The 25,480-nt window shown below is 72.0% G+C and carries 19 protein-coding genes and 1 riboswitch; of the genes, 14 read left to right on the forward strand and 5 right to left on the reverse strand.

Going from position 1 to position 25,480, the window contains the following annotated elements:
- Positions 1 to 253: 253 nt before the first annotated feature.
- Complete coding sequence (locus ACIBSV_RS16910) at positions 254 to 1,873, forward strand: helix-turn-helix domain-containing protein (protein WP_395863604.1); 1,620 nt, start codon at positions 254 to 256, stop codon at positions 1,871 to 1,873.
- A gap of 216 nt (positions 1,874 to 2,089) precedes the next feature.
- Here the strand turns inward: ACIBSV_RS16910 and ACIBSV_RS16915 are convergent, their stop codons facing one another.
- Positions 2,090 to 2,875, reverse strand: coding sequence for an SDR family NAD(P)-dependent oxidoreductase (locus ACIBSV_RS16915; RefSeq protein ID WP_395863606.1), 786 nt, complete (start codon positions 2,873 to 2,875; stop codon positions 2,090 to 2,092).
- A 157-nt stretch (positions 2,876 to 3,032) separates the two neighbouring features.
- Here ACIBSV_RS16915 and ACIBSV_RS16920 point away from each other — a divergent pair, with 157 nt between their 5' ends.
- The 4 genes from ACIBSV_RS16920 to ACIBSV_RS16935 all read left to right on the forward strand — a co-directional run bounded on the left by ACIBSV_RS16920 (position 3,033) and on the right by ACIBSV_RS16935 (position 6,714).
- Positions 3,033 to 4,277: a Tm-1-like ATP-binding domain-containing protein gene (locus ACIBSV_RS16920; protein WP_395863608.1), complete on the forward strand. Its 1,245-nt coding sequence runs from the start codon at positions 3,033 to 3,035 to the stop codon at positions 4,275 to 4,277.
- 1 nt (position 4,278) lies between these two features.
- Positions 4,279 to 5,103, forward strand: a complete 825-nt coding sequence (locus ACIBSV_RS16925; protein WP_395863610.1) for a phosphoenolpyruvate hydrolase family protein — start codon at positions 4,279 to 4,281, stop codon at positions 5,101 to 5,103.
- A 143-nt stretch (positions 5,104 to 5,246) separates the two neighbouring features.
- Positions 5,247 to 5,582, forward strand: a complete 336-nt coding sequence (locus ACIBSV_RS16930) for an EthD family reductase (RefSeq protein WP_395863612.1) — start codon at positions 5,247 to 5,249, stop codon at positions 5,580 to 5,582.
- 196 nt (positions 5,583 to 5,778) lie between these two features.
- Positions 5,779 to 5,970: riboswitch (cyclic di-AMP (ydaO/yuaA leader) on the forward strand.
- A gap of 105 nt (positions 5,971 to 6,075) precedes the next feature.
- Positions 6,076 to 6,714, forward strand: coding sequence for a transglycosylase family protein (locus ACIBSV_RS16935; RefSeq protein WP_395863614.1), 639 nt, complete (start codon positions 6,076 to 6,078; stop codon positions 6,712 to 6,714).
- A 121-nt stretch (positions 6,715 to 6,835) separates the two neighbouring features.
- Here the strand turns inward: ACIBSV_RS16935 and ACIBSV_RS16940 are convergent, their stop codons facing one another.
- A complete protein-coding gene (locus tag ACIBSV_RS16940) occupies positions 6,836 to 8,191 on the reverse strand; it encodes a nucleobase:cation symporter-2 family protein (RefSeq protein ID WP_395864063.1) in 1,356 nt (451 codons plus the stop codon).
- A gap of 512 nt (positions 8,192 to 8,703) precedes the next feature.
- Here ACIBSV_RS16940 and ACIBSV_RS16945 point away from each other — a divergent pair.
- The 5 genes from ACIBSV_RS16945 (at position 8,704) to ACIBSV_RS16965 (ending at position 14,472) form a co-directional block, all read left to right on the forward strand.
- The gene (locus tag ACIBSV_RS16945; RefSeq protein ID WP_395863616.1) at positions 8,704 to 10,086 is read left to right on the forward strand and encodes a DUF6421 family protein; all 1,383 of its coding nucleotides are present in this window, start codon (positions 8,704 to 8,706) and stop codon (positions 10,084 to 10,086) included.
- A gap of 87 nt (positions 10,087 to 10,173) precedes the next feature.
- Positions 10,174 to 10,878, forward strand: coding sequence for an SDR family NAD(P)-dependent oxidoreductase (locus ACIBSV_RS16950; protein WP_395863618.1), 705 nt, complete (start codon positions 10,174 to 10,176; stop codon positions 10,876 to 10,878).
- Positions 10,860 to 11,927: a threonine aldolase family protein gene (locus ACIBSV_RS16955; protein ID WP_395863620.1), complete on the forward strand. Its 1,068-nt coding sequence runs from the start codon at positions 10,860 to 10,862 to the stop codon at positions 11,925 to 11,927. Before ACIBSV_RS16950 ends, ACIBSV_RS16955 begins: the two co-directional genes overlap by 19 nt.
- 308 nt (positions 11,928 to 12,235) lie before the next feature.
- On the forward strand, positions 12,236 to 13,582 hold the full coding sequence (locus ACIBSV_RS16960) for a carotenoid oxygenase family protein (protein WP_395863622.1): 1,347 nt from the start codon (positions 12,236 to 12,238) through the stop codon (positions 13,580 to 13,582).
- Positions 13,583 to 13,722: 140 nt separating this feature from the next.
- Positions 13,723 to 14,472 carry a hypothetical protein gene (locus ACIBSV_RS16965; RefSeq protein WP_395863624.1) on the forward strand — a complete coding sequence of 250 codons (750 nt, stop codon included), beginning with the start codon at positions 13,723 to 13,725 and terminating at the stop codon, positions 14,470 to 14,472.
- A 74-nt stretch (positions 14,473 to 14,546) separates the two neighbouring features.
- Here the strand turns inward: ACIBSV_RS16965 and ACIBSV_RS16970 are convergent, their stop codons facing one another.
- Positions 14,547 to 17,903 carry a hypothetical protein gene (locus tag ACIBSV_RS16970; RefSeq protein ID WP_395863626.1) on the reverse strand — a complete coding sequence of 1,119 codons (3,357 nt, stop codon included), beginning with the start codon at positions 17,901 to 17,903 and terminating at the stop codon, positions 14,547 to 14,549.
- 84 nt (positions 17,904 to 17,987) lie between these two features.
- Here ACIBSV_RS16970 and ACIBSV_RS16975 point away from each other — a divergent pair, with 84 nt between their 5' ends.
- Positions 17,988 to 18,677, forward strand: a complete 690-nt coding sequence (locus ACIBSV_RS16975) for a hypothetical protein (RefSeq protein ID WP_395863628.1) — start codon at positions 17,988 to 17,990, stop codon at positions 18,675 to 18,677.
- Between the two features lie 24 nt (positions 18,678 to 18,701).
- On the opposite strand, the gene ACIBSV_RS16980 is transcribed toward ACIBSV_RS16975, so the two are convergent.
- Positions 18,702 to 19,241, reverse strand: coding sequence for a 2'-5' RNA ligase family protein (locus ACIBSV_RS16980; protein ID WP_395863630.1), 540 nt, complete (start codon positions 19,239 to 19,241; stop codon positions 18,702 to 18,704).
- A 66-nt stretch (positions 19,242 to 19,307) separates the two neighbouring features.
- Positions 19,308 to 21,098, reverse strand: coding sequence for a cholesterol oxidase substrate-binding domain-containing protein (locus ACIBSV_RS16985; protein WP_395863632.1), 1,791 nt, complete (start codon positions 21,096 to 21,098; stop codon positions 19,308 to 19,310).
- A gap of 888 nt (positions 21,099 to 21,986) precedes the next feature.
- Between ACIBSV_RS16985 and ACIBSV_RS16990 the strand changes: the two genes are divergently transcribed.
- From ACIBSV_RS16990 to ACIBSV_RS17000, 3 genes are all read left to right on the forward strand, one after another.
- Entirely contained in the window at positions 21,987 to 22,958 is a 972-nt protein-coding gene (locus tag ACIBSV_RS16990; RefSeq protein WP_395863634.1) for an alpha/beta hydrolase, read from the forward strand.
- The gene (locus tag ACIBSV_RS16995; RefSeq protein ID WP_395863636.1) at positions 22,951 to 24,075 is read left to right on the forward strand and encodes an acyltransferase; all 1,125 of its coding nucleotides are present in this window, start codon (positions 22,951 to 22,953) and stop codon (positions 24,073 to 24,075) included. Before ACIBSV_RS16990 ends, ACIBSV_RS16995 begins: the two co-directional genes overlap by 8 nt.
- A gap of 74 nt (positions 24,076 to 24,149) precedes the next feature.
- On the forward strand, positions 24,150 to 25,475 hold the full coding sequence (locus ACIBSV_RS17000) for a sensor histidine kinase (protein WP_395863638.1): 1,326 nt from the start codon (positions 24,150 to 24,152) through the stop codon (positions 25,473 to 25,475).
- Positions 25,476 to 25,480 lie beyond the last annotated feature (5 nt).

A 25,480-nucleotide genomic window follows, 5' to 3' on the forward strand; every position in this document is an offset into this window, starting at 1 on the left:
CCTTGCGTATGGCCCTACCGTCCTTGTACCCGTCGCGGGGGGCGCTTCGCTTCGGGTTGTGTGGATCGGAGGGTGCGCACCAGTACACCGAGACGAGGGTCACTGTGAGTACCCACCAAAGACATGACCCAGGCGTGTCAAGCGGGCGTTGTTCCCGTACTTTTCTCCAAGTGTTCGTCCGCTCGTCGAACCGGTATGACGGATCCGCCGCGTGTGCCGAGGCCACGCAGGCTCGATCGAGAGGGGGCCGTCGATGCGATTGCGCGCGCTTCTCGGCGACGGAACAGCCGGTACCGGCATACCCGGGATCCGGCTGTTGGTGGGGCAAGGGGAGCTGGACCGGGCGGTGCGGGCCGTGATGACCACCGACCTGCACGACCCCAGCCGGTACCTGACGGCCGGGGCCCTGGTGCTGACCGGTATGGGCTGGCGCTCGGGTCCGGAGGACTCGGAGCGCTTCGTCCGGGTGCTGACCGGGGGCGGGGCCACCGCGCTGGCCGCCGGGCAGGCCGAGATCGGCGACATCCCGGCGGATCTGGTGCTGGCCTGCGAGCGGCACCACCTGCCGTTGTTCGCGGTCGAGGAGGAGCTCTCCTTCGCGCATCTGACCGAGTTCGTGATCCGCCGGATCTCCGCCGAACGGGCCGGCGACCTGACCGCGGTGGTCGACCGGCACCGGCGCCTGGTTCAGGCCGCCGCCGGCGGCGCGGGGCTGGACGGGGTGCTCGGGCTGATCGCGGCCGATATCGACATCCACTGCTGGGTGCTCTCGCTGACCGGGCGCCAGGCTGCCGCCGGCGGGCCGGACCTGGCGCCGGGGTTGCGGGTCAAGATGGCCCGCGCGCACTTCGCCGCCCGCGAGCGCAAGGCCAGGGTGCCGTTCCGCTATCGCGTGGACGGGCGCTCGTTCTCGCTGCTTCCGGTGCCCGAGGCGGGCGGCTCGGCCGACCTGGACGCGTGGGGCGACTGGTTCCTCGCGGTCGAGGACGACGTCACCGACTGGCCGGACCGCCACCAGACGCTGCTGGGCGAGTTGGTCCGGCTGGTGTCGGTGGGTCGGGATCGGGTCGAGGATCAGCGTCGGCGCACCCGACGGTTGTCCGAGGACGTGCTCAACCTGCTCGCGGCCGGTGCCGATCCGGTCGAGGTGGCCGCGCGGTTGCGTGCCGCCGAACCGGACGAATCCGGCGAGACCTGCTGGCAGTTCGCCACCGCCACCATCCCCGACCTGCCCTCACGTGACGCGCAGCGGCTGGCCCGGGTGCTGCTGGAGGAGGCGTTGGCGGATCAACCGAGCGCGGCCCTGGTGTCGGCGACCGGGCCGGGCGCGGTGGCGCTGATCCCCGGCGAGCCTCCGCAGGACCAGGAGGGCGGCGAACCCGACCCCACCACGCGGCTGCTGCGCGAGCGGCTGGCCGCGCTGGAGGGGCCCATCGCGAGCGGCGTACGCGTGCACATCGGGGTGAGCGCGCGGGTGGCCCGCGCCGACGGGCTGCGCGGCGCGCTGGAGGAGGCCTGGCACGCGGGCCGGATCGCGGCCACCAGGTCCGGCCGGGTCGAGGTGGTCGGGCATGCCGAACTCGCGTCGCACGTCGCGCTGTTGGCCGCGGTGCCGGAGGACGTGCGGCGGGCGTTCCGCGGGCGCCTGCTGGAGCCGCTGCGCGCGTACGACGCGAGCCATCAGGCCGATCTGGTCGGCACGTTGGAGGTGTTCCTGGACTGCGACGGGTCCTGGACGCGGTGCGCGGCGCGGCTGCACGTACACGTGAACACACTGCGCTATCGGATCGGCCGGATCGAGGAGTTGACCGGGCGTCAGTTGGCCCGGCTGGAGGACAAGGTGGACTTTTTCCTGGCGCTCAAGCTGCGCTGAGCGGGTCCGGGACGCCGCCGCGTGCCGGCGGTGGGCCGCGGAGAAGCGCGCGGCGCGCCCTCGACAGGCCGCGGCGCGCCCTCGACAGGCCGCGGCGCGCCCTCGACAGGCCGCGGCGCGCCCTCGACAGGCCGCGACGCGCCCTCGACAGGCCGCGACGCGCTCTCGACCGGCCCGCGCCGGGCCGACCGCGCGGCCGGTGTGCGCCGTGGTGGGTCAGCCGAAGGACACGCCCGACGTGACCGGGGTGACCGTGCCGGTGATCGCCTTGGCCCCGGGTGAGGACAGGAACGCGACCGCGTCCGCGATGTCCTCGGGCAGGGTGATCCGGCGCAGCGCCGACGACTTGGTCATCTCGGCGCGCACCTCGGCCTCGGGTACCTGTCGGCGGGCCGCGATGTCGGCGATGTACGCGGCCAGCTTGGCGTTCTCGGTGTAGCCCGCGACCACCACGTTCACCCGCACGCCGTCCGGCCCGACCTCCTTGGCCAGCACGCCGGAGGCGACCTCCATCGCGGCCTTGGTCGCCGCGTACGCGCCCAGGTTCACCAGCTTCGCGCGCGGCGCCTCCGAGCTGATCTGCACGATCGAGCCCCCGCCGACCGCGCGCATGTACGGCAGCGCGGCGCGCGAGACGGCCAGTACGCCCAGCACGTTGATCTCGAACGCCCGCCGGAACTCCGCCGGATCCAGGTCCTCCAGCCGCCCCGAGGGGTTGTAGGTGGCGACGTTGACCACCACGTCGACCCGGCCCAACTCCCGGGCCGCGGTGTCCACCAGCGCCCGGCACTCGGCCTGGTCGGCCAGATCGGTGGGTATCGCGAGCACCCGACGGCCGATCAGCCCGCCGATCTCCTCGGCGAGTCGGCGCAGCGGCTCGGGTCGGCGCGCGGCCAGCGCCAGATCCGCGCCGTCCCGGGCCAGGGCGATCGCGCAGGCGCGCCCGATGCCGTCGCCGGCTCCCGCGACGATTGCGACCCGTGCGTCCGGTTCCTCCGCCATCGATACCTCCGTGACGTGCCAAAACTTCGTAACTCGCCACCCGTCCTACCGCACGGTGCTTTCAATCGCCATGATCATCCGGTTGGGTTACTGTGCGCGGCCGTTTGCCGCCGAAGAGTCAACCCGGCCAGCCGTACCGACACCACCGGAGGCACCGATGCCCACCGTCGTACTGATCGGAACGCTCGACACCAAGGGATCCGAATACGCGTGGCTGGCCTACCGGCTGCGGGCTCGGGGAGCCGAGGTGGTCCTGATGAACGTGGGTGTGCTGGGCGAGTCGCTCGCCCAGGCCGACGTGCAGGCATCGGACGTCGCGGCGGCGGCCGGCACCGATCTGGCCGACCTGCGCACCCGCGCGGACCGGGGCGCGGCCACCGCCGCGATGGCCGAGGGCGCCGCGTCCATCCTGCGTGAGTTGTTCGACCAGGGCCGGGTGGACGGTGTGCTCGCGATGGGCGGCTCGGGCGGGTCGGCGATCGCCTCCTACGCGATGCGCGCGCTGCCGGTCGGTGTACCCAAGCTGCTGGTCTCCACGATGGCCGCGGGCGACGTGTCGCCCTACGTCGGCGCGGTGGACGTCACGATGATGTACAGCGTCGTGGACATCGCCGGGATAAACCGGCTCTCCGAGCGGATCCTGGGCAACGCGGCGGACGCGATCGCGGGCATGGCGGGCGGCTACGCCGAGGATCGCGCGGCGGTGGCGGGGGTGAGCGGCGAGGGCCGTCCGCTGGTCGCCGCGTCGATGTTCGGGGTGACCACGCCGGCCGTGGACGCCGCGCGCGAGCGGCTCACCGAGCTGGGCTACGAGGTGCTGGTCTTCCACGCCACGGGCGCCGGCGGCACCTCGATGGAGAACCTGGCCGAGGCGGGCTTCCTGGCCGGGATCCTCGACCTGACCACCACCGAGCTGGCCGACGACCTGGTGGGCGGGGTGCTGAGCGCGGGCCCCGAACGGCTGACCGCGGCCGGGCGGATGGGGCTGCCGCAGGTGGTCAGCGTGGGTGCGCTGGACATGGTCAACTTCGGCCCGCGCGACACCGTGCCCGAGCGGTTCGAGGAGCGGAAGCTGTACGTGCACAACCCGACGGTGACGCTGATGCGCACCACGCCGGCGGAGAACGCCGAGCTGGGTCGGCGGATCGCCGCGAAACTGATCGCCGCGACCGGTCCCACCGCCCTCTACCTGCCACTGCGCGGGGTCTCGGCGATCGACGTCGAGGGCGCGCCCTTCTACGATTCCGTCGCCGACAAGGCGCTGTTCGACGAGTTGCGGTCCGGACTCGCGGGCAGTGCCGTCGAGTTGCACGAGGCGGCGACGGACATCAACGATCCGGCGTTCGCCACGGCGGCGGCGGATCGACTGCACGAGATGATCACGAAGGGACGTGTGGACTGAGATGGACGGACGCGAGGCGCGGGGCCGACTGCACAGGACGGTCGGGCAGGGCGGCGTCGTGATCGGCGCGGGCGCGGGCACCGGATTGTCGGCCAAGTGCGCCGAGGCCGGCGGCGTGGACCTGATCATCATCTACAACTCCGGCCGCTACCGGATGGCCGGCCGCGGCTCGCTGGCCGGGCTGCTGCCGTACGGCGACGCCAACGCGATCGTGGTCGAGATGGCCGGCGAGGTGCTGCCGGTGGTGCACGGTACTCCGGTGCTGGCCGGGGTGTGCGGCACGGATCCGTTCCGGATCATGCCGCACTTCCTGGACCAGCTCGCCGCGATGGGCTTCGCGGGCGTGCAGAACTTCCCCACGGTCGGCCTGTTCGACGGTGTCTTCCGGCAGAACCTGGAGGAGACCGGCATGGGCTACGACCTGGAGGTGGAGATGATCCGGCTGGCCGCCGAGCGCGGCCTGCTCACCGCGCCCTACGTCTTCGACCCGGAGCAGGCCCGCGCGATGGCCGCGGCCGGCGCGGACGTCCTGGTCCCGCACCTGGGGCTGACCACCAAGGGCAGCATCGGCGCGAGCACCGCGGTCTCGCTCGACGAGGCGGTGGAGCGGGTGCAGCGCATGCGCGACGCGGCGGCGGAGGTGAACCCGGACGTGCTGGTGCTGTGTCACGGCGGGCCGATCGCCGAGCCCGAGGATGCCGCGTACGTGCTGGCGCACACCACCGGCGTGGTGGGCTTCTTCGGCGCCTCCAGCATGGAACGGCTGCCGACCGAGACGGCCATCACCGAGCAGGCGCGGGCGTTCAAGGCGATCGGAGCCCGGTAGGCGCCGCGCCGTACGAATCCGGGCAGCACGTGCCGGGCGCCGGGCGGTACCGGTGGGACGCACAGGGCGTCCCACGTCGGAGGCGGGAAGCACAGGGCGCCACCGGCAGGAGACACATCCACCACGACCGCGAGGAGTCGCGTGTGTACAAGCTGACCGTGCTGTATGGCCACCCCGAGGACCCGGCGGCGTTCGACGCCTATTACTGGGAGAAGCACGTCCCGCTCGCCCGCACGATGCCGGGATTGACCGGCTGGACCATCGGCAAGTGCGATCCGGACCCCTCCGGCGCGCAGCCGCCCTATTACCTGGTGGTCGGGTTGTACGCGCCGACTCGCGCGGGTCTCCAGGCGACCCTGGATTCGCCCGAGGGCCGGGCCACGGTGGCCGATGTCGCCAATTTCGCGACCGGCGGCGCGACGTTCCTTTGGGACGAGGAGCGGGTAGTCGTACCTGTGGAGCTGCCCGCGACGGAATAGCCCGACGGTGAAGCACGGGTGACCACGCGGCCGCGCACCGTGGACGCCGGCGCCGTGACCTGCGAGGATGGCGACATATCGGGCAAATCGGTGTTATTCCTGCTTATGGGGCACCTCACAAAGCGCCCGAAATGTTTGCCAACCCGGCGGCCCGGTGCGTAGCTTCGTGGTTGTTCGCACAAGCGGACTCCCCGGGCGGTACGCCGAATCCTGCCGCCGCCCGAGGGAAGCAGTCGATATCGACTGGCGGCAGGAGCGGGGGAACCAAGTGAGTGCCGGCATCGGCAATGTCGATGCCGTGGGGTGAAGTCATGCCTGTTTTCAGGCGAGGCCGGGCCAATCGTCCGAACCCGACAGCTAACTTCGTAGGCGCCCGACGAGGTAATCAATGACCTTCCGTGCCATCACCGCTCCCGTTCGCTCGCTCTCTCGTGGCCGTCGCGCCGGCATCGCCGTCGCCGCCGGTGCGGGTCTCGTCCTTCCCCTCGTGGGCATGGCGGGCAGCGCGAACGCGGCGTCCTCGTCCACGTGGGACGCGGTCGCGCAGTGCGAGAGCACCGGGAATTGGAGCATCAACACGGGCAACGGCTTCTCCGGCGGTCTGCAGTTCACCCCGAGCACCTGGAACGCCTTCGGCGGCGGCGAGTACGCGGCCAGTGCCGCGCAGGCGAGCAAGGCACAGCAGATCGCGGTCGCCGAGCGCGTGCTGGCCGCGCAGGGCCCCGGCGCCTGGCCGGTCTGTTCGCAGAAGGCCGGTCTGGCCAAGGGCGGCAACGCGTCCGCCACGGCCGAGTCCTCGACCACCGGCAAGACCAAGGCCCAGGACGCGCCGAAGGCCGCGGCCAAGGCCGAGTCGGCGACCGAGACCGCACCGCGCAACTCCGGCGCCGATGCGCCGAAGGTCCGGGTGCAGCCGAAGCAGGACGTCGCTGCGCAGGACGCGTCGAAGTCGGCCGCGAGCAAGCAGGCTTCGGGCTCCGGCAGCTACACCGTCAAGGCCGGTGACACGCTCTCCTCCGTCGCCGCCAAGCTCGGCGTCAAGGGTGGCTACCAGGCCCTGTACAGCGCCAACTCGGGTGTCATCGGTGACAACCCGAACGTGATCAGCGTGGGCACCAAGCTCTCCGTCTGACACACGAACGGCAACACGTGGGCCCCGTCGAGTACTTCGGCGGGGCCCACGCCCATGTCCGGTCGGTGGTGATCGAAACGGGATGTCGATTGGCCGTGTTGCCGTTCGCTTCGTCGATCGATCAGGCCCGGCTGGGCAGTTCGGCGGGTTCGGTGGACCGGGTGGGGGCGGGGATAGCCGGTTCGTCGGCCGCTTCGCCGGACGCGGATCCGGTGTGGTTGAGCAGCAGGTTGAGTACGACCGCGATGATCGAGCCGGCCGAGATGCCGGACTCGGCGATCATCGCGACCTTGTCCGGGAACGCGTGGTAGAAGTCCGGGAACGCGATCGGGAAGACGCCGAAGGCCAGGGCCACCGCCACGATCAGCGCGTTGGGTCCGGTGTCGAGGTCGGCCTTGCCCAGGGTGCGGATGCCGGCCACCGCGACGGTGCCGAACAGCACCACGCCGGCGCCGCCGAGGACCGGCTGCGGGACGAGCGCGACCAGGCCGCCGACGATCGGCATCAAGCCCATCAGGACCAGGAATCCGCCGCACACCGCGACCACGAACCGGCTGCGGATGCGGGTCAGCGCGACCAGGCCGATGTTCTGTGCGAAGGCCGTGCACGCGAAGCCGTTGAACACCCCGCCGAGCGCGGTGGCCAGGCCGTCGGCGCGCAGGCCGCCGGCTATCGTCCGGTCGTCGGCGGGTTTGTCCACCACCTCGCCCAGCGCGATGATGTCGGCCGTCGACTCGGTCATGCAGACGATCATCACCACGAGCATGGACACGGTCACCGACACGTCGAACTGCGGCGCGCCGAAGGCGAACGGCTGCGGGACCTCGAAGACGGCCAGGTCGCCCAGGGCGCCGCCGTCCACCTTGTCGAACGGGATGGCCAGCAGGGTGCCGAAGAGCAGGCCGAGCAGGATCGCGATGCGCTGCAGGAAACCGGTCAGCACCCGGTGCAGGACCAGGATCGCGACCAGCGTCGCCGCGGCGAGCCCGAGGTTGGTCGTCGAGCCGTAGTCGGCCGCCTTGCTGTCGCCGCCCTGCGACCAGTTCCCGGCGACCGGCAGCAGGGACACCCCGATCAAGGTGATCACCGTGCCGCTGACCACCGGCGGGAAGAAGCGGATCAGTCGACAGAAGACCGGCGCGAGCAGGAAGCAGAACACGCCCGAGACGATCGTCGCGCCGAAGATCACCGGCAGTGTCGCGTCCTGCTTGGCCGCGGCCACCGCCAGGATCGGCGAGACCACCGCGAAGGTGACGCCGTTGACGAACGGCAGTCGGGAGCCGATCCGCCAGAAGCCGAGCGTCTGCAGCAGCGTGGCGAGCCCGGCGATCAACAGGCTCGCCCCCAGCAGCGTGGTCAGCTCCGCGGTGGACAGGCCCAGCGCCCCGCCGATGATCAGCGGTGGCGCGGCGACCCCGGCGTACATCGTGGCCACGTGTTGCAGGGCGCCGGCCAGCATGCGCCCCGGCGGCAGCATCTCGTCCACGGGGTGCACGGGCGACGCCCCGGTCCCCGGTGACGCCCCGGCGGTGGCATCGCCCGGCGATCGTGCCGCGCCCGCGGTCTTCCTGGTGGTTCTCCAGCCCATGATCGGCGCCTCCACATCGGATGCCGTCGTAGGACGGCCCGGCCCATTGGACGTACTGGATCGCAGGATCGGGCAGTGGGAGTGGATGCGGATCCGGGGCGTTCCCCTGCCGAGTATTTCGCTATGCGGAATCAATATTCCGTTGATCAGAAGGAGACTGTAGGGACGGGCCGGATCGGCGGTCAATAGGCACAGGCGTCGGCGGTTCGGGCCGGTCACATCTTGTGGCTTCCTCCGAACGCGGCGTCGATCTTCGGAAGGCGGCTGGATGGCATTCTCAACTTATTCGGGCAAAACGTACCAGCGACGATAAGATTGCGTTTGGAACGCCCTTGCGGCGTTAAATTCTTTTGACATAGGTTCTTCTGACCGTGGTTCCTGCTTTCTCCTGAGAGGGTTCCATGTCGAACATGACCCGCGTAGCCGTCCGTACCGCCGTAGACCACCCGCTGTGGCCCGTGCTCAAGGAAGCCGTCGCCGACCTGCGTCCGTTGCAGGCCAAGGACGGTTCGATCGAGCCGTCCGAGCACGCGTCCGCCCGGGCGCTGGTCGCCGACATCACGTCGGCGGTCACCGGGCTCGCACCGCTGTTCCCGCACGACGAGGCGTACCTGGAAGCGGTCGTCGCCGACTTCGCCCGCTGGGCGGCGGATGGCTTCGGCCGTCCCGACTTCCTGGACTCGCTCGTCGCGTTCCGCCCGGAGCAGGCTCGGCGCGACGGTCTGGAGCACCTGGTGGTGTTCCCGATGACCACCCAGAACGGCAATCCCAACCGCAACGTCGAGGCCGTGCTGCTGCGGGTGGTGTGGCCGCAGTGGCTGGCCGCGCTGGAGGCCGAGCGCTACGACAACGCGATGTTCGTGCCGGTCGCGTTCGTCGACTTCACCGCCGGCTACGACACCGACTCGGCGGTGCTCTTCCCGGAGACGGTGGCCGTGCGCGAGGTGCCCAGGTTCACCTGGGGTGGCATCTTCTGCGACCGCGAGGCGGCCCGCTTCCGTCGGGTCGCGGCTGCCGCCGCACACAGCCTCGATCTCGAACTTCCGTCGGAAGCAGCGGAGTTGGTGGAGAACCAGCAGCTCGCGCAGGACGCCTTCGTGTTGTGGGACCTGATTCACGACCGCACCCACATGCGCGGCCACATGCCGTTCGACCCGTTCATGATCAAGCAGCGGATGCCGTTCTGGATGTACGCGCTGGAGGAACTGCGCTGCGACCTGACCGCGTTCCGCGAGGCGGTCGCGCTGGCCGGCGAGGGCGTGGCGACCGCGCGTTCGGTGCAGTACGCGGTGATCTTCGACCGGCTGTTCCGCTTCCCGGTCACCGGGGGCCGGGTGCGCAACTACGACGGCTTGGGCGGGCAACTGCTGTTCGCCTACCTGCACCGCGCGGGTGTGCTCGAGTGGGCGGACAACCGGCTGACGGTGGACTGGGACCGGATCACCGAAGCGGTGCTCGGGCTGTACGAAGAGGTGGACCAGCTCTACCGCGAGGGTGTGGACCGGCCGAAGGTCGGCCACTGGCTGGCCGGCTACGCGTTGGTCGCCAAGTACGTTTCCCCGCACCCCGGTTCGGTGTGGGCCAAGGGCACTTCCGCGCTGCCGATGGACGGGCCGCCGAAGGCGCTCGTGGACGCGGTGTTGCCCGACGAGTTCCCGCTGAGCATGTTCTACGAGGCGCTGAACCGGCGGCTGCGCGACGTGATCGCGTCCACCCGCGGGATCACCGCGGACAGCCCGGTGGAGCGCCTGGCGGAGGACGAGGACGCGGCCGCGGCGTCGTGAACGCCGCGGCGAGGATCCGTGGTGAGCGGTTCGGCGACACCGGGACGAACAGTGGACAGTGAACGGCAGGGTGAACGAGGAGTGGGCGTGACGAAGGGTCTCGACGGCGCGGTGATCGCGGTCGCCGGCGCGGGTGGGCCGACCGGGCGGGCCGTGCTCGCGCGGCTGGCCGGCGCCGGGGCGCACGTGTACGGCGCGGACGCGGACGCCGGGCGATTGCACGAGAGCGTGGAGGCCGCGCCCGGTACGCACGGCGCGGTGGTGGACCTGCTCGACCCGGCCGCCACGCGCCGGTGGGCGGACGACGTCGAGCGCGAGCACGGGCGGGTGGACGGCCTGGTGCACCTGGTCGGGGGGTGGCGCGGCGGCAAGCGGTTCGCCGACAACTCGCTCGAGGACTGGGCGCTGCTGCACGACCTGCTCGTGCGTACCGTGCAACACACCAGCCTGGCCTTCCACGAAGCACTCGCGCGCAGCCCGCGCGGGCGGTTCGTGCTGGTCTCCGCCGCTGCGGCCGGGCAGCCCACCCAGGGCAACGCGGGCTACGCGGCGGCCAAGGCGGCCGCGGAGACCTGGACGCTCGCGCTGGCCGACGCGTTCGCCGAGTCCGACGCGGCGGCCACCATCCTGGTGGTCAAGGCGCTCGTGAACGACGCGATGCGGCAGGCTCGACCCAACGCCAAGTTCGCCGGATTCACCGACGTGGCCGATCTCGCCGTCGAGATCGCCGGTCTGTGGAACACCCCGGCCATCGATCTGAACGGGAAACGACTGTGCCTGAACGTCCCCTGACCCCGCGTCACGACCCCGACACGCGCGGCTTCGCCAGCGACAACTACGCGGGCATCCACCCCGAGGTGCTGGCCGCGATCGGCATCGCCAACGGGGGTCACCAGGTCTCGTACGGCGAGGATGTCTACACCGAGCACCTCACCGAGGTCTTTCGCGCGCATTTCGGCGAACGAGCCCAGGTGTTCCCGGTGTTCAACGGCACCGGCGCCAACGTGGTCGGTCTCCAGGCGATGACCGACCGCTGGGAGTCGGTGATCTGCGCCGCGTCCGCGCACATCAACGTGGACGAGTGCGGTGCGCCGGAGAAGGTGGCCGGTCTCAAGCTGCTCGCCGTGGACACGCCGGACGGCAAGCTCACCCCCGAACTCGTGGACACCCACGCGTGGGGTTGGGGCGACCAGCACCGCGCGCAACCGCGGGTGGTCTCCTTCGCGGAGAGCACCGAACTGGGCACGGTCTACACGCCGGACGAGATCGCCGCGCTGGTCGCGCACGCGCACGAGCACGGCATGCTCGCGCACCTGGACGGCTCGCGGCTGGCCAACGCCGCCGCCGCGCTGGACGTGCCGCTGCGCGCGCTGAGCACGGACGTCGGCGTGGACGTGCTGTCCTTCGGCGGCACCAAGAGCGGCCTGATGTTCGGCGAGGCCGTGGTCGTGCTCAACCCCGACGCGGCGCGCGGTGTCGGGTACCTGCGCAAGGCCGCGATGCAACTCGGGTCGAAGATGCGGTTCATGTCGGTGCAGTTCGAGGCGCTGCTCGCGGGCGACCTGTGGCTGCGCAACGCACGGCACTCGAACGCGATGGCCGCCCTGCTCGCCGAGCGGGTCGCCGACCTCGACGGCGTGACGCTGACCCGCACGCCGCAGGCGAACGCGGTGTTCGCGGTGCTGCCGGCGGATGTCACCGAGCGGATGCAGAAGCGGTTCCGGTTCTACACGTGGGACGAGTCGATCGGTGAGGTGCGCTGGATGACGGCGTTCGACACCACCGAGGGCGACATCGACGCGTTCGCGACCGCGCTCGCCGAGGAGTTGGGCGCGCGGTAGGCGATCCGCGCGAAGGACCGGCGGGCCGGGGCTCTAGAGCCCCGGCCCGCTTTTTTGATCTCGGCGCGCGTCCGCTCGCGGAAGCGGGCCCGGGGGCCGGCGGGCGCGCCGGAGGTCACGAGTGCGTCCTTGGATCGAGCGTGCTCGGATCCGGTGCGCGATCAATCATAACAAATGTGATGATATATAACTTTCGAGACTGCCCGTAATAGGCTGTGGCTGCGCCGCCGCGAGGCGCTCGGCGTGATGTGGATGGTCCATCGTTGTCGTTCCGAGTCGTCCGAGTCGTTCGACGGGGAGAACCGATCATGAGCATCCGAAAGCCCTACCTCAGCGGCCACTTCGCACCCGTGGTCGACGAGATCACCGGGTACGACCTCGCGGTGCGGGGCACGCTTCCACCGGAGTTGAACGGCCGGTACATCCGCAACGGGCACAACCCCAGGCCCGGCGACGTGCCCGGCCACTGGTTCCGCGGCAGCGGCATGCTGCACGGGATACGGCTGCGCGAGGGGCGCGCCGAGTGGTACCGCAACCGCTGGGTGCGCACTCCCGCGCCGGCCGGCGCGCCGCTCGTGCGCGAGGACGGCACCGCGGACCCGACCGCGAGCATCGCCGGTACCCACATCGTCGAGCACGGTGGCCGGTTGCTCGCGCTCCAGGAGGGCGACCTCCCGTTCGAGGTCACCCGCGAGTTGCACACGGTCGGCCCGTACGACTTCGCCGGTCGGCTGACCACCGGGATGACCGCGCACCCGAAGCGGGATCCGGTCACCGGCGAGTTGCACTTCTTCGGCTGCTCGCCGTTCCCGCCGTACCTGACCTACTACGTCGCGTCGGCCCCGGGGCGGATCACCCGGGCCGAGGTGATCCCCGGTGCGGGGCCCTCATTCATGCACGACTTCGGTCTGACCGAGCATCACGTCGTCTGGCTGGACCTGCCGGTGGTGTTCAATCCGGCCGAGCGCTCCGGCATCCCGTACCGCTGGAGCGACTCGTACGCGCCGCGGATCGGCGTGCTGCCGCGTACCGGGCCCGCGTCGGTGACCTGGTTCGACGTGCGGGCCGGCGCGCTGTTGCACGTGGAGAACGCGTACCAGGACTCGCGTGGACGGATCGTGCTCGAAGGGCCACGATTCGACCGGTCCTCGTGGGAGAGCAGTTGGAAGTGGTGGGTGGGCGCGCGCGGACACCCGGACACGCCGCTGATCGGCGCGGTCCGGCACCGCTGGATCCTGGACCCGGTCTCGGGGGTGTCCGGCGAGGAGGACCTCGACGAACTGGTCACCGATTTCCCGACCATCGACGCCCGCAGGCTGGGCCGCCCGCATCGCTTCGGCTACGCGATCGCCTTTCCCGGCGGCGGACTGCACGAGCACGCGATCGTCAAGTACGACGGGGCCACCGGGGAGCGGCGGATCGCCGGCCTGGGGCCCGACCGGATGCCCGGCGAGGCGGTGTTCGTACCCGCCGAGAACGGCACCGCCGAGGACGACGGGTACCTGCTCACGATCGTCGGCGATCTGTCCGGGCAAACCTCGGAATTGCTGGTGCTGGACGCCGGGGACATCACCGCGGCACCGCTCGCGGTCGTGCGACTGCCGCGCCGCGTCCCGGCCGGCATGCACGGTTCGTGGTTCCCCGATCACACCTGACACCCGGCCCGCGCCGCGAGGTGCCGGGCGCCGCTGCGCGCGAGGCGCGACGTACCGGCGGGCTTGATCGGCGTGCCCTACAGTCCGAGCAGGTCGTCCGCGTGGACGGCCGGATCACCGGGTGGGGGAGTGGAGTTCGGGTGAGTGCGGCCAAAGGTTTGGGAGCGTTGCTGCTGGTCGGGACGACGGTGTTGGGCATCGTCCTGTACTTCGTCAACGACACGTCGTTGACCGATCTGTTGTCGCTGGGCGCCGGAGCACTGTGTCTGTTCTGGCTGATCGCGGTGCTGACCGTGCCCTGGAACCTGTACTTCCGGGCCCGGCAGTTGATCCGGGAGATCGCGATCAGCCGGGAGAAGGGCCTCGCGGTCCCGGAGGCGCGCGACACGGAGGCGCGCCGGATCGCCCGCCGGTTGTTGTGGGGAGCGATCGGCGCGCACGTCGTCTCGGCCGGGGTGATCGCGGTGATCACCTGGGCGTCCGGTGGTGTGGTGGGCTACTGGTTCGCCGGGTTCTATCTGCTCAGCACGATGTTCCGGCCCAGCCAGGCGTACCTGGAGCACCTCGGGCAGCGGCTGCGGAGCATGCTGCGCGAGGTGACCCACCCGCGTGAGGACGTGCTCGCGCTGATCGACCGGGTGGCCACACTGGAGAGCAAGGTCGAGAGCCTCGACGAGCGCACCAGGGAACTGACCGAGACGGTGGCGCAGTTGCGCACCGCCACCGAGCAGGACGCCGAGCGGGCGACCGAGCGGCATCACGCGACCGACCGCAAGATCGACGCTCTCGGCCGCCGATTCGAGGACACCGTGAGCCGGTTGACGGACAACCAGGAAGTGATCTCCGGTATCAAGGCGTTCCTGCGCCTGCTGCGCACCGAACAGAGCTGATCGGCCCGTTCGGCCGCGGCATCGGTCGGCGGTCGGGGCCTGTCGCCCCGATCGCCCGGCGGGGGACGGCAGTTTCAGGTCGACGTGGTGCGCACCGCCAGTGCGCTCTCGCGTACGTCCGGGTCCGGGTGTGCGCGCAGTTCGCGCAGCAGCGCGCGCCACTCGGCCGGCCACCCGGCCCGTACGCCGAGCGCGCGGGCCAGTTCGCAGCCGAACAACCCGGCCGCCGGCGCCGGACACGCGGCGAGATCGCGCGCGGCGGCCGTCAGCGCGATGGCATCGATCGGTGCGCCGGCCCGGCCGAGGCGATCGCGCAGCACGCCGGCCGCGCGGATCGCGGGCAGCGCCCGGCCGGCGCACAGTTCCACCAGATCGGTGAAGCCGGCCTCGACCGCGTCGCCGGACAGCGGCAGGACCGACGCGGTCAACGTCGCCGCCTCGATCCGCAACTCCGGGACGCCCGCCAGCGCGGCCCGCACCGGCCGCAGTACCGGCGCCGATTCGGCCGGTGCGCGGACCGCCCACGCACGCGCCTGGTCGAGCAGTACGGTCAACCGTCGTCGGGCCGGGCGGTCCTGCTCCGGCTCGGCGTTCGGCGCGTCCGGTGCGCTGTCCGACACGATCAGCGTGGTGATCACGTCGAGGTAGGTCTTCGGTGCGACGCCGTCCGTGGTGAAGGTGTGCAGCGCGTCGGCCGCCTCGCGCCACCCGATCGGGTCGGCCGGGTCCAGGACCGCGCGGGCGATCGCGACGACTCCGTCGGGCGAATACCGGGCCCAGCGCGGGAAGGCCCGATAGGCGGCCCGCCGCACCTCGGTGTCCGCGCTCGCGCAGGCCGTGCCGATCAACTCCGCGTACCGGGCCCGCCAGGCCGGCGCGAGGGCGGCCGGCGGCCGGGCCACGATCGCCTGGGCCGCCTCCCGGGGACCCTCGATTCCGGCCCGCAGCACCGTCCACGAACGTTCGTCGTCCAGCCGGGTGGTCAACCGGTGCAGGATCGCGCCGCGCACGTCCCGATGCTGATCCGGCGCCGACCACGCGTGTGCCAACATCTCCACCGCGCCGGGCAGCGCCTCGCGCACCACGACCCGGGCCGCCTCCTTGCGCGAGGTCACCTTGGCCGGCCCGAACAGCACCTGCCGCAGCGCCGGTTCGAGCACACTCGGCGGCACGTACCGCGCGGCGCGCGACATCGAGTACGCCGCGACCCGGGCCCGATCGTCGCCCACGTGCGCGAGCAGGATCGGCAACGCCGCGCCGGGGTCGTCGGTATGGGTGAGACCACTCAGCGCGGCCTCCATCAACGGCACCTCGGTGGCGGTCAGATACCGCAGCACCGCGGGACGGCCGAACCCGGGCACCCGGGCCAGCCGACGGATCGCGTGCACTCGGGTGTCGACGTGCTGGCGCACGTCGTCGGCGAGTTCGACCAGCCGCGCCGCGTAGGCCCGCCGCTGCCTGGGCAACAGCCGCGCCATGGTGTCGAACGGCAGGTACGGGATCCAGCGCACCCCACGCGTGGCGAAGCGACCACGCAACGTGCGGCCGTCGAGGTAGCCGTCGAGCAGGTCGGTGCGGCGATAGGCGAGCGCGTGCAGGACCACCGGCAGGGTCGGCGTCGACTCGTCCCACTCGACCAACTCGGCGACCCGCTCGGCGCGCCGACGCGGGTCGGCCAACCACAGCCCGATCGCGGTACCCGCGACGGCGTCCGAGTCGGCGCGGGTGGCCAGGCGCAGGATCTCCTGCAACGGCTCCAGCGCCCACGCCCGCCGGTCCAGGGTGCCGGCGAGGGCGAACGCGAGCCAGTGCTCACCCCGGGCCACCTGTGCCCGGATCCACGGCAACAGCGCCTCCAGGATCTCCCGTTCGCGACCGCGACGCAGGTCGTCGGCGAGGCCGGCCAGTCGGACCACGCCCGACCGGCCCGCCACCCGCTCGAAGGTGGTCAGAGCCCACCCGGTCAACTCCGGTGCGCCGCCCACGACATGCTGGGTCAGCAGGCGTGCGGCCAGGTCGGTCAAGGCCGATCGGGTCCGGTACGAGGTGTCCCGCGCCTCCAGGGTGTCCCGTACCAGGTCGGTGAGCACGCCCACCACCTCCGCGTCGAACAGGCCCGGATGCGCCTCGGCGATCGCGAACAACGCCGCGCCGCGCACCGGGTCCTGCTCGTTCCGCAGCCGGGTCAGCGAGCGCAGTACCGCGCCGAACTGCTCGGGGTCGCCGGTCCGGGCCGCGCACGCGATCAGTCGCCGATACCCCTCGGCCCGGGCGCCGGCGTCGGGAAGTCGCGTGTTCGCGTCGAGTTCGGCGTGCGCCTCGGCGAGCGGCAGGAAGGCGAGCAGCGGCAGGCGGCGCGGCTCGTCGGCCGCGATCGAGGCGAGTGCGAGCATCCGGCGCGCCTCGGCGTGCCGACGCGCGTGCGGGAGCACGTCGAGCAGGGCGCCGCTCGGCATGTCCCGACTCCGGTCCCGGTCGGCGTGCACGGCGTCGAGGAACCCGGCGCGCCGGCTCGGCGCCATCGCCTTGAGCAGGCGGATGGTGACCGCCTCGTCGGTGCGCACCGCGCGACCGAGCGCGATCAGTTCGGCGGAGTCGGGCCCGGTGTCGACGAGTCGGCGCAGCGCGCTCACGCTCACCCCGGACAGGGTCCGGCCGCGCCGCTCGGAGGCGGCGAGCAGGCGCAGCACCCGGTCCCGATCCGCGGTGACGAACGGCTGGATGCCGCCGACGAACGCCCACGGCAGCGGCCCGCGGGTGGGGTGACGCTCGATCAGGTCCAGCACCCGATGCGGGAATCGCTGACCGGCCGCGATCACGCCGCGACCGTGGTTCGTCCACCACGCGTCCCGGTCGGAGACGGGGAGGTCGGCCAGCAGGCGCTCCGCGTCGTCGAGGCCGAGTGCCGGATACCGGCGCAGGAAGGCGTCCCGGACCCTGTCGATGTGCCCGAGCACGCCGACGTACTCGGCCGCCACGGTCGGACCGCACGCCGGCAGCACCCGGGCCGCCTCGGCAGGTCCGCGGATCGTGAGCACCTCGGCGATGACGCGATCCGCCAACGCGGTGCGCCGGCCCGCGCGGATGGCGCGGTAGATCGAGTCGCGCAGCACGGAGGGGGCGTCGTCCAGCAACGCGGCCAACGCGTCGTCGGGCACCGGCAGCGAACGGGTCGCGCTCACCGCGCGGCGGGCCAACGCGAGATCGGGATCCCGAGTGGCCCGCAGCACGTGCTCGACATCGCCCGCGACGATCGCCATGGTCAACGCGACACCGCGCTCGTAGCCACCCTGTCCGGCCAACACGGCCAGTGTCGCGGCCAGTTCGGCGGACCCGCGAAGCTGCCGGGCGACGCGGGCGATCTCCCGCACGCGTTCGCGGTGGGGCAGCGCGTCCAGGGTGGCGATGAGTTCTTCGGCTCGCGTCGGCATGCGGGCCATTATGCGGATCCCGGCGCCCGGTCCAAGTACCGATTATTCCCGGTGCCGCCCGTCGCCACCTGCGAGGATGGGGCGGTGCACGCGCCGACCGAAGCCACCGAGACCGACCACGCCCGCCACTTTGGCAGGGCCGGCCGGGCCTTCCCCGCCGATCTCGCCGGGGTGTTCGAGACGCACGTCACGGTGCGCACCGACGACGTGGACGGGCTGGCCCGTCTGGCCGGCGCGTACGGCGTGGGGTTGACCCACATCGTGCTCGCGCGTGGGCACACGGTGTCCCAGCCGATGGTGACCGAGCGGGCGACCACGACCCTGGCCCGGGCCCGCGAGCGGGCCGGCGAACTCGCCGCGGCACTGCGCCGGGACGGGTATCCGGTGACCCGGACCAAGATCGAGGCGGCGCCGTGGCATCCCGGCGTCCCGGCCGGCGACGCGCAGGCGCGGGCGCTCGGGCCCGGGCTGTACTTCGAGCATCACCTCAAGCTCGTGCTCGCCGAGGACGCCGACCTGGCCGCGTTGGCCGCCGAGGTGGTCGGGCACGGTGCGCACCTGTCGCACAACGCGCGTCGGACCCGGGCGCACGGGCGGTCCGAACGGTTCGTCACGCAGCGCTGCCACGGGATGGGCGACGAGGCCGCCGCGCGCGCGATGGCGGACCTGGTGGCCGCGCTGGCCGGATACGAGATCGCCTCGGTGGAACGCGAGTTCGTCGTGTACGACGACAACGGCGCACTGGACGACGGCTGGCTCGACGGCGACGGCTGACGACCGGGCCCCGGCCCGAACCGGTCAGCCGGATGCCGGTACGGCCCCGGTGGGCGTCAGGAGGTCCTCGGCGGTGTCGGTGGCGTGGTCGTAGCTGCGCGCGCCGGTCAGCAGCGCGGGTAGGGCGGGCCGACCCCGGAGCAGTCGCCACGCGTGTTCCTGCCACCCGTCGCCCGGGCGGAGCGTGCGGGCGAGCGTGACGTGCGGGACCCAGGCCGCGGGGTGGTGGTAGGGGTTCTCCGCGTCGATCGTGCGCCACACCCGCAACTGGAGGGCGAGCAGCGCGTCGCTCGGCGCGACCTCCCACGCCACGGTGCGCGATCGGCCGCCGAATCGCACCGGCCGGGTGAACTCCACCTCCAGGGGCAGTGCGGTGAGCGCTTCGGCAAGCAACTCACGTACCGGGTCGGTGAGTTCGTGGCTGGTGCCGAGGGTGATGTGCGGTCGGTCGGCGGCGGACGGACGCGGGCTCTGTCCGGGCAGGCCGAGGTCGGCCAGTTCCTTCCACACGCGACGGACGGCGAGTTCGGCGGCTCCGTCCAGGGTCAGTTCCACAGTGTGCATCGCAGCACGGTACCTCCCCGCTCGGGCCGCGCCGGGTGGGGAGGATGCCGTGTCGGGTGGAGGCGGTCAGGGCAGCAGGACGTCCAGGAACGTGTTGGAGAAGACCCGGCTCGGGTCGTACTTGTTCAAGGTGGCTCGCGCGGCGTCGAAGTTGCTCGTCGTGGGAAGGCCGGTGCGGAACGAGTTCGGGATCCGGCCGGTGATCGCGGCCGTGTCCGTCCACGCGCCGCCGATCCCATACGCCCAGCCCTTGGACCACTCCGGGCGCACGCACGCGTAGTTGCCGGTGTAGTTGCCCCAGATCCAGGCGTCCATCTGTTGGTAGAAGTCGTGGTTGGCGGGCGTGCCGGGCAGGGTCGCCACATCCAGCCAGACCACCGTGTCCCACTCCGGGTGGTCGGGGCGCGGTCGGGCGGCGGAGAGCGTGGGCTCGACCGCGTTCGCGGTGACCACCTCGTTCGCCCGGTCGACGCCGGTCACCCGCAGTTCGATCGGACTGTTGCACGGATACTGTCCGTTGGCCTTGTACGCGCCCAGCAGGCCGGTGTACTTCACGAAGAACTCGTTGAGTACGCGCTGCACGTTCGCTCGCGTGGTCAGCACGGCCCAGCCGCCTTCGTGGATGCGCAGCGTGGTCGGTTCGACGAACAGCTGGGTGTTCTTCGACCAGCCCCAGATGTCCCAGGTCCAGGTCACGATCAGGCCCGAACCCACCACCGCCATCTCGGCGTTGGTGAACACCTCGGTCGCACCTACGTTGCCGGTCGCGATGTCGGCCAGGAACTCGGCCTGGTCCTCGGTGACGAAGTTGGCGAACGTGTACGGATACGGGCTGTTGATCTGCGTGGAGACCCACGGCTTGCTCGGCGCCACGCTCCACACCTTGAGCCAGGGCACGGTGGTGAACGGGAACCAGATCACCTCGACCCGGCCCGAATCGCGGATGTAGTCGGCGAGTTTCTTGCCGCCGCCGCCGGGTGGGCCCAGCAGCGTGCCGATCTGGTCGTGGTAGAAGTTCTGGCAGCGCAATCTTTGGTTCGCGTTGGTCTGGAGCGTGACCTCGGTGACGAAGGCCCGGCCCAGGTGCACCAGGAACGGGCCGATCTCCGGGTCGTTGCGTTGGAAGGTCCGGAGCACGTAGGCACCGGCGGCCTGATCCCACACGACCGCGGTCAAGGACAACACCAGGTTGCTCAGAGTGCCGTAGGTGCCGCCCTGCGGAAGACTCTCGCCCGGCTTGGGGATTCCGCTGCCGTGCGCGCCGATGGCCAGCACGCCGCCGACGCTCAACTTGCCCGGCGCGGTGGCCGCGATCAATCCGCGCCCGGCCTCCTCCAGCTTGGTCAACAGGCGTTCGACGCTGCACCCGGTCTGGACGGTGACCGTGGTGGGTGATCCCGGATTGACCACCAGCGAGGTCAGGTTCCGCGTGGTGTCGACCATCAGCGTGCGCGAGGTGTCCGCGCCGGCCGGGATCAGGATCGGCGACCAGTTGTGGCTCATCCCGCGAGGCCGGAGCCGATAGCCGTTGGCTCGGGCCCAGTTCGCGAGCACCACGACGTCGGAGGGGTGCGCGGGCACCGCCGTCCACACGTCGTCGGCGCGCAGTTCGCCGGACCAGTTCCTGTACTGCTGCACGCCCAGCGTGATGCCGGGCGGGAAGTTCGGCGGAGTCGGCGCCGCGACCGCCTCGGTCGCGGGCAGCAGAGCTGCGGGGGTCCACTGGGTCGCGGCGAGCGCGGTGCCGGCGAGACCGCCGAGGACGGCCCGACGGGAGGGCGTGCCGGGGGTGGTGCTGCGCGCGGAGCTTCGGGAGTCGGAGGGGTGGTCCGGATTCGAATCGTTAACTCGCGGCATCAGGAAGCCTTTCCGGGGCGTCCCGAGGGCCTGCAGCCCGGGGGAATTCGATATACGGAAGCGGAGATTCCGATTCCGGAAGATCGATATGCTGCGGTGCCGAGATGCCGGATGGGTCGACGACGCGTGGGTCGGTGGACGCTCCGGCGCCACGTGATGAGGACGTGCCTGGACGGTGCGATGTCGAGCCGGCGCCCGCCGCCGGCGACCCGCGATGTGGCTGGCCCGAGGGTCCATCCGAGGGCCGGCCAAGTCAACACCCAAGCGGCGGTGACACGTGTCGAGGATACGGAACCCGATGCGGGGGGATCCGTCGGGTATCAGCCGGTTTCGGGATGTGACGCGGTCAGGACTCCGGGTGCCGTTTTCGGTTCCGGTTCCGATCGGTCCGGCGCGCCCCGCCGCGACCGGTCGGAACCGGCCCGGGCCGGCCGTGAGCGAAGCGGCCGGGTGGGCGCGGGCGGCCGTTCGCCCCGGCTCGACGCGGCAGGCCGAACCGGCTCCGCCGGCTCCGGAGCCTCGTGCGTCGTGAGCATTTTGTGCGCCCGGTCCGATTCGGTCGACGCGACCGACAGCCGGGTGTCGAGTTCGAAGCCGCCGCCGGGGCGCGGGCCCCGCGGAAGGTGCCGCCGGTCGACTCCATCCGCCGTTGCGGACCGACCAACCCCGTGCCACCGGAGCCCGGTTCGACCCCGGTTCGAGTGCGTCGATCACCGGCACCGGGCCGGTCCGAGCGGGACGGGCGCAATGAATTGTCCCGATTCGGTGTCGCGCGGGTGACCCGTGTAGTCCCGGAGAGCTACCCGCGGAGTCCACTCTCCGGCGCGACGCGGGCTACCGACGCCGATTCCTAGCTTCGTGTTCGTACTTCGAGGACGGGAGCGGGACATGCGTGGTCGGCTGCGAATGGGCTTGGTCTCGGCGCTGGTCGCCGGGGCGTTGGCCGGACCCGGCGCGGGCGTCGCGGACGCGGCGGCACCGACACCACCGACGCTGCCCGCGATGTCCGCCGCGACGCTGGGCGAGCGCTACGCGGCCAACCAGGGCGCCATCGCCGAGGCGGCCGGCCTGGCCCGGGACACCGGCCACACCGCACGGGCCGAGCACCTCGCGCGGATGGCCGACCCGGGGCGGAACTTCCTGTCCTTCGACGGTCGCGCGGGCCGGGTCCGCGCGGTGGAGGTGCTCGGCGACCTGGCCGGCGCCGACCGGATCGCGGTCGTGGTACCGGGCAGCGACAGCGACCTGGACCACTACGACACCCGCGGCGACAAGCCGTACTCGACCCCCGCCGGCGGCGCCCGCGCGCTCCACGACGAGATCCGCCTCCAGGACCCGACCGCGCGTGTCGCGGTGATCGCCTGGCTGGGCTACTCGCCGCCGCGCACGATCAGCCTCGACGTGCTCACCACCGGCCGGGCCGACCGCGGCGCGCGCGAACTGCGCCGCTTCGTCGCCGGTTTGCACACGGTGGCGCCCGCAGCGCAGGTGTCGCTGCTGTGCCACTCCTACGGCTCGGTGGTGTGCGGGCGCGCGGTCTCCCGGATCGACGTCGCCGACCTGGCCGTGTTCGGCAGCCCCGGCTTGGGCGTGGACGACCGGGACGAACTGGCCACCGGTGCCCGGGTCTGGGCCGGTCGAGGCGGGGCGGACTGGATCGACCTGGTGCCCAACGTGAGCATCCCGTTCTTCGACACCACCGTCGGCTTCGGCGCCGACCCGACCGGGCACGACTTCGGCGCACGCGAGTTCGTGGCCGGCGCCGGCGGCCACTCGGACTACCTGCGGCCCGGCGGGCCGGCCCTGTACAACCTCGCGCTGATCGCGCGGGGCCGTGCCGCGGAGGTGACCCATGCGTGAACCGGGCGTCCTGGTCCGTCGGATCGCGGACTCGACACCGGCGGACCGCGAGCGCGAGGTGGACGGCCTGCGGGCGATCGCCATCCTGGGCGTCGTGTTCGGCCACTGGATCGTCACGGGCGTGTACGCGGGCGCCGACCACTGGCAGACCGACAGCCCGCTGCGCCTCCTGCCCGACTACGCGCCGGTCACCTGGCTGCTCCAGCCGCTCGCGGTGTTCTTCCTGGTCGGCGGGTACGTCGCGGCCCGATCCCACGCACGCGCGGACCGCTACCGACCGTGGGCCCGGCGGCGGATGATCCGGCTCGGCCGGCCGATCGCCGCGCTGCTCGCGGTGTGGACCGTCGCGACCGCGCTGCTCGCCGACTTCGTGCCCGGCGACACCCTGCACACGCTGGGCAAACTGGTGCTGTCACCGCTGTGGTTCGTGCTCGTCTACGCGGGCCTGACCGCGCTCACCCCGCTCGTGGTCCGGCTCGGCCGGGTGGGACCCGTGCTCGCGATCGGCACGGTCGTCCTGGTGGACCTGACCCGTTTCGCCGCCGACGGGCCGGCCGCGGTCGGTTGGGTCAACGTACTCGCGGGCTGGCTCGTCCCGTACAGCCTCGGCGTGTTGTGGGCGGGGCCGCACCGGGCGCGGATCGAGCGGCTCGGCGCGCCGCTGCTGGTGGCCGGAGCGCTCGCGTGTGCCGGGCTGATCCGCTACTGCGGCTATCCGGTCAGCATGGTCGGCGTTCCGGGCCAGGCGATCTCCAACCTCAACCCGCCCACCGTCGCCGCGGTCGCCTTCGGGCTGGCCCAATGCGGGCTCGCGCTGCTGGTGCGGGCACCGCTGCGGCGGGCGCTGAGCCGGCGCCCCGGGATCTGGGCGGCGGTCGCGCTGGTCAACCTGTCCGCGATGACGGTGTTCCTGTGGCACCAGAGCGCGATGCTCGCGGTGACCTCGGTCGGCATCGGGCTCGGCGGCCTGACCGGACTGGGCACGGCGCCGGACGGGCTGCCGTGGATCGCGGCGCGCATCGGGTGGATGTCGGCCTTCGCCGCCGTGCTGCTGGCGCTGTGGGTGGTGTTCCATCGCTGGGAGGCCGGCGCGGACAGATCCGGGCGTCGCACGTAGCTCCTGAGAGTGACACCCGGGATCACCCGGGGCGGGGACGCGGTGGGCCACACGCGCCGCGTAGCGTGCCGCGGGTGAGTGTGAAGGCAGGCGGAGTGCACGCATCCGACACGGCCGCCGCCGGCGCGGCCCGGCCGGGCCGGGTGCATCGAGGGCTGAGCGGGCTGCGCGCGGACCTGTTCGACGTACGGGTTCGCACCGAGCGTCCGCCGGCACCGTTCAGCAGCCGCGCGGTCGCACTCGGCCTGCTCTACGTGGCCGTCGTGCTCACCGTGGGCATCCAGGGCGCGGTCCTGGCGGGCTACCCCGGGGTGTCCGGCGGTATGGCCTTCGCCCTGGGCCTGGCCACCGGCGCGCCGATCCTGCTCGCGCCGCAACGGCCACTCATCGCCTGGTGGATGTCGCTCGCCGCGACCGCGGCGTGCGCCGTCGCCGGCGAGGGGAACGGGCACGACCTGGTCCAGTGGCCCTGGACCAGCGTGGGCATCTTCGCGCAGATCGTGGTGCTCGCCTATGTGGCGTTCCACGCCCGGTTGCGGGTCGTCGTGGAGACGTGGGCGATCACCGCGCTGCTCGGAGTGGCGTTGGTCCGCAACACGCAGGAGGACCCTTCGCGCTGGGGCACGATGCCCGTGGCCGCGACGATGACCGCGGTCGCGATGGTCGTCGTGATCGCCTTCCGGGGTCGCAGTGACGCGCGCCGCGAGCTGGCCGTGCAAGCCGACCTGACCGCCACCGAGCGAGAGCGCAGCGCACTTCTGGAGGAACGCGCCCGGATCGCCCGCGAGTTGCACGACGTGGTCGCGCACCACATGTCGGTGATCGCGATCCAGGCCGAGGCGGCCCGCTACCGGGTCCCGGACCCGCCGCCGGAACTGGTGCAGAGCTTCGTGACGATCCGCGCCAACGCGGTCGACGCGCTCGGTGAACTGCGGCGCGTACTGGGCCTGTTGCGCACCGGGCCGGAGGGTGACGGCGAGCTCGACGGGCAGGGCCGGCCGGCCCCGCTGCCCACCCTGGACCGGCTGCCCGAACTGATCGACAACGTCCGCGCGGCCGGGATGACGGTGGAGCACCTCACCGTCGGCATGCCCCGCCCGTTGCCGCAGGGCGTCGACCTGTCCGCCTACCGGATCGGCCAGGAGGCGCTGAGCAACGCGCTGCGACACGCGCCCGGCGCGCGGGTGCGGGTCGAGGTCGCGTACGTACCGACCGGGATCGGTCTGCGGGTGCACAACGAGCCCACGCCGAACGCCGACGCGCCCGCGCGGGAGGGCTCCGGGCACGGCGTGCTGGGCATGCGTGAACGGGCGGCGATGATCGGCGGCACGTTGGACGCCGGGCATACTCCCGAAGGGGGCTACCACGTGGACGTCTTCCTGCCGACCGAGGAGCAGTGACATCG

It is taken from the genome of Embleya sp. NPDC050154, assembly GCF_044460165.1.
In the GTDB taxonomy this organism is placed as follows: domain Bacteria; phylum Actinomycetota; class Actinomycetes; order Streptomycetales; family Streptomycetaceae; genus Embleya.